Source organism: Deinococcus marmoris (assembly GCF_001949125.1).
GTDB lineage: Bacteria > Deinococcota > Deinococci > Deinococcales > Deinococcaceae > Deinococcus > Deinococcus marmoris_A.
In genome coordinates this window covers 1-7,367 of the sequence record NZ_MSTI01000041.1, presented here as the reverse complement: position 1 = coordinate 7,367, position 7,367 = coordinate 1, and the positions used below count along the sequence as shown (strand labels likewise).

Below are 7,367 nucleotides of genomic sequence, written 5' to 3'. Positions count from 1 at the left end.
GCGGACGGCGCGGGCGCGCGTGGACCCCCATCCCCGGAGGCCTGACCTTTAGCGTGCTGCTGGGCGGCGGGGGAGAGGACGGCTGGCCTCCGCTGACCCTGCCCGAACTGGCGTTGATGCCGCTGGCGGCGGGCGTGGCGGTGCAGGCGGCCTGCGGCGTCGGCGGTCTGAAATGGCCCAACGATCTGCTCGCGCCGGATGGCCGCAAACTGGCGGGCATCTTGCTGGAGGCCGATCTGCGCGGTGAGGAAGCCCGGCGCGCGGTGCTGGGCATCGGCCTGAACGTGTCGGGCGCTCCAGCAGGTGCGGCCTATCTGAATAAATTTCGCCCCGAGGTGACCCGTGCGGGCGTGCTGGGCGACATCCTTTCCCAGCTTGATCACTGGCTGCGTGCCCCGCCCGCCGAGATTCTGGACGCCTGGGCGCGGGTCAGTGTGACCCTGGGCCGCCCGGTGCGTGTGCAAACGCCGCGCGGCCCGCTGGAGGGCGTGGCCGAACGCCTGGACGCGGGCGGCAGCCTGATCATCCAGACCCCGGACGGCCCGCATACCGTCAGCGCCGGGGACGTGGAACTGATCGGCGCACTGGACGGTGGCCCCGCCCCCTGAGACGGCAGCGCTTCCCCCTAGACCCTTAGACTCTCAGACCCTTAGACCCCTCCAGAGGAGACTTCATGACCCAGCTCACCCACCCCACCCTCGCCCGCACCCTGGCCCCCGCTCCCAGCCTGACCCGTGATCTGCTGCTGATCGCGGGCGGCGCGGCCCTGATCGCCTTGCTGGCACAGGCCGAACTGCCCCTCAAGCCCGTGCCCGTGACCCTGCAAACGCTGGGCGTGCTGCTCGTGGGGGCGGCGCTGGGCTGGAAGCGGGCCTTCGCGGCGCTGGCCCTGTATCTGGCGGCGGGCGCGGTGGGCCTGCCCGTGTTCGCGGGCGGCATCGGCAGCGTTGCCAAGTTCGCTGGCCCCACGGGCGGCTTCCTGCTGTCCTTCCCCTTTGCCGCCGCGCTGGTGGGTTTTCTGGTGGAACGCTTCGCGCTGGACCGCCGCCCCGCTGGCACCGTGCTGGCGATGCTGGCGGGCAGCGCCGTGATCTACGCGCTGGGCCTGCTGTGGTTGGGCGTGGTCACTGGCCTGAGCGGACAGCCGCTGCTGGGCGCGGGCCTGCTGCCCTTTCTGCCCGGCGACGCCCTGAAGCTGGGGCTGGCCGCGCTGCTTCTGCCGGGAGCCTGGGCTTTGGTGGGCCGCCGCTAGAGACTGGGCTGACCGTCCCTATTTTAATGTGCGTCGTCGGAGCGTTTTTGCTCTGGTGGCGCACCTTTTTATGCCGTGCTTTGTATCGGGAAGCCCGAATGGAAAGGTGGCCTTTTGTGCTATCCCGGACACCGTTCACGCGGCCTACCCTCGCTCATCCAGCCGCGCTATGCTGCGCCGCAGTCATGATTGAACGAAAGCCTCTGGTGTCGCTGGGCGACCTGAACTGGGATGTGCTGGCCAAACCCGACACCATGCTGCTCTCCGGCGGCGACACCACCGGACGGCTGGAGCTGTCGGGCGGCGGCAGCGCGGCCAATCTGGCAGTGTGGGCGCGGCGCTGCGGCTATCCCTCCACCTTCGTGGGCAAGATTGGCCGGGACCGCTTCGGTGAACTGGCTACCGCCGAGCTTCAGGCCGAGGGCGTGGAGACCGAGCTGATCCTCAGTGACGAGCATCCCACCGGGGTGGTGCTGGCCCTGATTGACCGCCGGGGCCAGCGGGCCATGCTGACCGGGCAGGGCGCGGACTGGGAACTGTTGCCCGCCGAATTGCCGGAGGACGTGCTGCGGGCAGCGGGTCACCTGCACCTGACCGCCTGGAGCCTGTTCCGCGATCCGCCGCGCGCCGCAGCGCTGGCGGCGGCCCTGCTGTCCAAATCCTCCAGAACAGGGGAGGGCAACGCCACCCTGAGCCTGGACCCCGGCAGCTTTCAGATGATCCAGCAGATGGGCCGCGAGAACTTCCTGAAGATCGTGGACGAGGTGCCCTTTGACCTGCTGTTTCCCAACGACGACGAGGCCCGTGCCATGAGCGGCTGCGCCCGCTCCGCCGACGCCCTGAGCTGGCTGCGTGAGCGTTACCCACATGCGCTGGTGGTCCTGAAAATGGACGCCGACGGCGCACTCATTGAAGGACCGGACCAGCCCCGCGTGTCGGTGGCGGCCACCCCCGACACCCTGATTGACGCCACCGGGGCTGGGGACGCTTTCGGCGGCGCATTTCTGGCAGGCTGGCTGACGCACCACGACGCCGCGAAGGCCGCCCAACTGGCTGTTGAGGTGGGCGGCTGGGTGGTCTCCCGTTTCGGGGCCAGACCTCCCGCCGACGCCGAACTGCTGGCCCGGCTGGCCCGCTTTCCTCTTGAATCCGCGCAGACCGGGACGAGCCTGTGACCCGGCTGCGCGGGGGCCGTGCCCCGGTCTGGGCCAGGGTTCTGCTGATTCTGCTGGTGCTGTTGCTGCTGGCGGCGCTGGGCGCATTTCTGTATGTCCGCAATCTGACCGCGCCTGCCGGGGGCGCGGCCTATACGCTGGAAGTCAAACCCGGCGATACCCTGGGCGCGGTGGCCCGCGAATTGCAAGGGAAGAAGATCATCAAAAGCGCCGACGCCCTGCGCTTCGTGATGCGCCAGAACGGCACGGCGGGCAGTCTCAAGGAAGGCATGTACGATCTGGACGGTTCCCTGAGCGTGCAGGGGGTGGCCGAGAAGCTGGCGGGTCAGGCGCGTATTCCGGTGATCAACGTGACCATCCCCGAGGGCAAGCGCATCAAGGACCTTCCGGCCATCTTCCAGAAGGCAGGCTATGACGGTGCGGCCATCCTGGCGGCTCTTAAAGACCCCAGCCTGAGCAAGTACGCCGCTGGCAAACAGAAGAATCTGGAAGGCTTCGTCTTCCCGGCCACCTACGAATTCAGGCCCAAGGAAACGCCGCGCAAGATCGTGGAAACGATGGTGGCCCGCATGAACGACGAGTTCACGCCGGAACGGATCGCGAAAGCGAAGGCGCTGGACCTCAGCGTGCGCGACTGGGTGATCCTGGCCAGCATGGTGCAGGCCGAGGCCGCCAACGATCTGGAAATGCCTATTGTGGCCGGGGTGTTCCTGAACCGCATCAAGGACGGCATCGCGCTGGGCAGCGATCCCACCGTGGCCTACGGGCTGGGCAAGGATCTGCCGGACCTGGACCGCTCGGCGGGAGATTTCACGAAGGACACGCCGTACAGCACCTACACCCGCATGGGCCTGCCCGCCGGACCGATCAACAATCCCGGTCAGGCGGCGCTGCAAAGCGTCCTGAACTCTAACCGCAAACTGGCCGATGGGCGTGATGCGCTGTACTTTCTGCACGCGCCGAACGGCAAGATCTACGTGAATCACACGTATGCCGAACATCTGCGGGACAACGAACGGTATCGCTGAGACAATGGCCGAGGGCAGCGTCTGAAAACCTGAAGGTACAACTGTAAAACTGCTAGAGCGCGGTCAGGGCGAGCGGGAAGGGAAACATTCTTCTGGGCGTGGCCGAAGTGTGTTCTGATCGGTCCAGGCGCAGGTCTCCATCTCGCCCAGCGATACGGCCTTTCCCTGCCACAAGAGTCCTTGAGATCGTCACTGCAATTTCAGAGCGTCTCTGGACTGACCGGGGCTTCTGAAAGTCGCGCTGGCAGAGCCGTCCATGCGCCTCGTGGGTGGCCCACAGCTCTCCACTGTGCCGGTCAGCTCCGCCAGCGTTCAGGGGTCGTTCAGGGGTCGGCTGTCATGCTCAGTTCAGTCTCAACCTGAACCACCGACTGCGTGTCGTCTGCCCGTTCGCCTCACTTCCCTCTGGAGGTTGCTCATGTACAGGAACCGTTTTTCTGTGGGTCTTGGCGCTCTGCTCGCGTCGGTGACCCTGCTTGCCTGCGGCGGCGGCAACACCGTTACGCCCACCAACGCCGCCCCTATGGCAGCGTTCACCATGACGGGCGACGCCTTCGCGGCCAATGCGGCCTATGCCTTCAAGACCGTGAAACTGGACGCCAGCACCTCCAGCGATCCCAATGGCGACGCCCTGACCTACCGCTGGGACCTGGGAGACGGCAACACGGCCACTGGCCCGGTCGTTTCCACCAGTTACCACGGTGGGGCGTTCACGGTGAAACTCACGGTGACGGACCCCGGCGGCCTGAGCAACGCGGCCACCCAGACCCGGACCTACACCCAGGCCACCGCGACAGGCAGCGCTGATGTGAAAGTCAAGGTCGTGGACACGGGCGGAACCCCCCTGAGCGGCGTGGCCGTCACGCTGTCGGGCAACGTGGGCACCACCGACGCGCTAGGGGTGGCGCAGGTAAGCGGAGACACGGGCCGCCTCAGCCTGCTGAAAGTGGCGCGGGCCGGATTCATGACGCAGACGGTTCAGACCGAACTGAAGACTGGAACGGCAAACGCCACCATTCAGGTCACCCTGCGCCCCCTGCAAACGGTTCAGACCCTGAACGCGGCCACGGGCGGAACTCTTAGCGCCGTGAGTGGCGCAAGCGTCACCATGCCTGCCAACGCGTTCGTGGACAGCAGCGGCAACGCGGTCACAGGAACGGTTCAGGCCACGCTGACGCCGATCACAGGCGCAGACGAAACCTTCCCTGGGCGTGGTGAGGCGCTGTCGGCGGCTGGAACGCGCGCCAACCTCTTTAGCTACGGCATGCTGGACGTGCAATTTGTTCAGGGAACGCAGAAACTTCAGCTCGCGCCGGGCAAGACCGCGCAGTTGCTGCTGGACCTGAATGCCAGCAAGCACCCGGACGGCAGCACCATCAATGTGGGCGACAGCATTCCAACGTGGTGGTTCAACGGGCAGGTGGGGCTGTGGATCGAGGAAGGTGCGGGTCAGGTGATCAGCAGCGCGTCTGCGGCTAGCGGCAAGGCCCTGAAGATGACCGTGAATCACTTCACCACCTGGAACTGGGATGCCGTGTACAACGGAAGCAGCACGACCCTGGCCGTGAAATGCATGCATCTGGACGGCGGCGGCAACCCCACGGTACCGCTGGCGGTGGGGGAGACGTGTTACCTGACGGGCTTCATTGGGCTGCCGGGCAGCAACGGGATGATGCAGGTTTTACACGACGCCTATATCGACTCTACTGGCGTCACCGCCATCAACATTGCCACTGGCATGGTAGCCACCGTGGCAGGCAGTGCGAACGGCATGAGCGGCGCGGCGACCACTCCCACCGGGAGCTTCACCACGCTGGCTAACCCACTGATTATTCCGCTGAACACCGTCTTCATCGCGCCGCCGATCAGCAGCACGTTCGCGTTCAGCAGCCCGTCCGTGGCAGTCATCTCCAACCCCATGACCATGATGGTGAACGCCAACAACACCCTCACGATGCCTCCTGGCAGCACGCCAACCTTCGCCATCACCAAGAACGGTAACCCACAAGTCTTCAACCCCTGCAATTTCGCCAGCCTCATGCTGCCCTGCTTGCAGAGTGCTTTCGAGAACACGCCGGGGCAACTGGACGTTTCGGTGGTTGTGGACGGTAATGCCGCCAGTTACGTGGTCACGGCCACCCTCGGCGCGCAGACGGCGAGTTTCGCCATCAACGTTTTCTAGCGCGGGCGGTGCCGGCCCTATCCGGGCAATTTGAATCCGGTCATCACCCAGATCTGCGGTCACAGCCTCCTCGAAAGAGGCTGTGACCGCACTCCGTTGCGTTGACTGCTGGGGAATTTTCATATTTTGCCCTCAGCACGTCAGAAAACAGCTCGGGGAATAAGGTCGTTCCTGCTGGTGGCTGCGTCTTTGTGTGGAAGCTGAAACAGCACCTCTCCGTGGCCGTGGCTCGGCAGCCTGTCCCCGAACAGTCAAGAACATCTGAAATCCGGCTGTCGCCGCGCCGCCTACACTCTGAAGCATGCCCCCCAGTCAGTTTCTAAAACGGCGCAACGCCCTGTGGCAGCGATTGCGTGAGCTGTTGGCGGAGGATGACTTTGCGGATTCCCCGGAGTTTGAGGCAGCACTGCTTGAACTCTCCGAACTGATCGGCTGGGAGAGGACGCGGGTACTGGCGGGGCTGGGGCTGGACGGGTTGTTCCCAGAGGACCGTCCTTGAGCGGCCCCGAGATCATCCCCTTTGACTGGCAACGTATCTGGCTGGGCGACGCGCCGCCGCTGTTCCTGCTGGAAATCGTCTTCCGCACCGCCGTGATCTTCCTGTGGCTGCTGTTTCTGCTGCGGCTGACGGGCAAGCGCGGGCTGGCCCAGCTCAGCGCACTGGAACTGGTGATCGTCATTGCGCTGGGGTCGGCGGCGGGCGATCCGCTGTTCTACCCGGAAGTTCCGCTCCTGCACGCCATGCTGGCCCTGGCCCTGGTGGTGGGTTTTCAGCGGGTGCTGTCGCGGCTGGTGGTGCGCTCCGAGACGGTGGAGAGCTTTATGGAAGGCCAGCCGGTGGAGCTGGTGCGGGACGGCGTGTTCAGCATGGTGGCCCTGACGGGAGTCAACCTCAGCCGCGAAGATTTGTTTGAGAAGCTGCGCGCCCAGAGTGTTATGCAACTGGGCGAGGTCCGCCGCGCCTACTTCGAGCAGGACGGCACCCTGACCGTGTTCAGCCACGATAAAGATTCGCCTCCTGGCCTGCCCGTGGTGCCGCCGTGGGATCTGGAACCTCCCTTCGTGCTGGACCCCGACGTGCCGCAACAGGGCTGGGCCGCCTGCCTGGACTGCGGGCGAGTTGTGCAGGTTGGTGGGTTGCTGGATGCCTGCGTCTGTGGCGGAAAGGACGGCTGGACGGCGGCGGTGGTTGATCCGCTGGTTGGCCCTGCGGGCGTCTGAGGGTCAAAGGTCTAAGGGTCCAAGAAAAGCGGAAAGGCGTTCCTCTTATACGGACTCCGATTAGAGAGTGTTGAAAACACCCGTAATCCGAGCGAAGCGAGAAGGAGAAAAACGGATGCCGGACGTGGAGTGTAGGAATCGGCGCTGTCCCGATTTCTACACTCCACGTCCGGCATCCGTATTAGCAATGGTTCGGACAGTTTTGACGAAAAATTGAAATGGACCAAAAAACGGGTCTCCGCTAGGGTGAAGTTCTCAAGACTGCCCCCAGGAGACCCGATGACCATTTTACCCGTACTGCTGACTTTGCTTCATCTTCCTCTTACCCAACAGCGCTTCTTCCTCCACCTGATGCCGCTGTGGCAGGCCATTCCTGGCCGAATCAATGCATTGAATCTCAGCCGCTACAGCGGCTGGGATGAACGCACCTTCCGCCGTTGGTTTGCCAAAGCCCTCCCGTGGAACACCCTTCAGTGGAGCGTGCCGGAACTGCTCATGCGGCTCGGCGC

Annotated in this window: 7 protein-coding genes and 1 pseudogene; all 8 read left to right on the top strand. The window is 64.8% G+C overall.

Translation table 11 applies throughout. The annotated features are described in order from the left end of the window. On the top strand, window positions 1-608 hold a 608-nt coding region (locus BOO71_RS06335; RefSeq protein WP_083653109.1), incomplete at its 5' end, for a biotin--[acetyl-CoA-carboxylase] ligase. A 65-nt stretch (window positions 609-673) separates the two neighbouring features. After that, a complete protein-coding gene (locus BOO71_RS06330) occupies window positions 674-1,252 on the top strand; it encodes a biotin transporter BioY (RefSeq protein WP_075831116.1) in 579 nt (192 codons plus the stop codon). A gap of 185 nt (window positions 1,253-1,437) precedes the next feature. Then, window positions 1,438-2,427 (top strand): carbohydrate kinase family protein, encoded by a 990-nt coding sequence (locus BOO71_RS06325; protein ID WP_075831115.1) that lies wholly within the window; start codon window positions 1,438-1,440, stop codon window positions 2,425-2,427. Further along, entirely contained in the window at window positions 2,424-3,455 is a 1,032-nt protein-coding gene (gene mltG / locus BOO71_RS06320; protein WP_075831114.1) for an endolytic transglycosylase MltG, read from the top strand. The genes BOO71_RS06325 and mltG overlap by 4 nt, the downstream gene beginning before the upstream one ends. A gap of 418 nt (window positions 3,456-3,873) precedes the next feature. Beyond that, window positions 3,874-5,637, top strand: coding sequence for a PKD domain-containing protein (locus BOO71_RS06315; protein WP_075831113.1), 1,764 nt, complete (start codon window positions 3,874-3,876; stop codon window positions 5,635-5,637). Window positions 5,638-5,938: 301 nt separating this feature from the next. After that, window positions 5,939-6,136 carry a hypothetical protein gene (locus tag BOO71_RS06310; protein ID WP_075831112.1) on the top strand — a complete coding sequence of 66 codons (198 nt, stop codon included), beginning with the start codon at window positions 5,939-5,941 and terminating at the stop codon, window positions 6,134-6,136. Beyond that, window positions 6,133-6,858, top strand: a complete 726-nt coding sequence (locus BOO71_RS06305) for a DUF421 domain-containing protein (RefSeq protein WP_075831111.1) — start codon at window positions 6,133-6,135, stop codon at window positions 6,856-6,858. The genes BOO71_RS06310 and BOO71_RS06305 overlap by 4 nt, the downstream gene beginning before the upstream one ends. Window positions 6,859-7,137: 279 nt before the next feature. Continuing rightward, a pseudogene (locus BOO71_RS06300) lies at window positions 7,138-7,367 on the top strand (hypothetical protein); the annotation flags it as partial.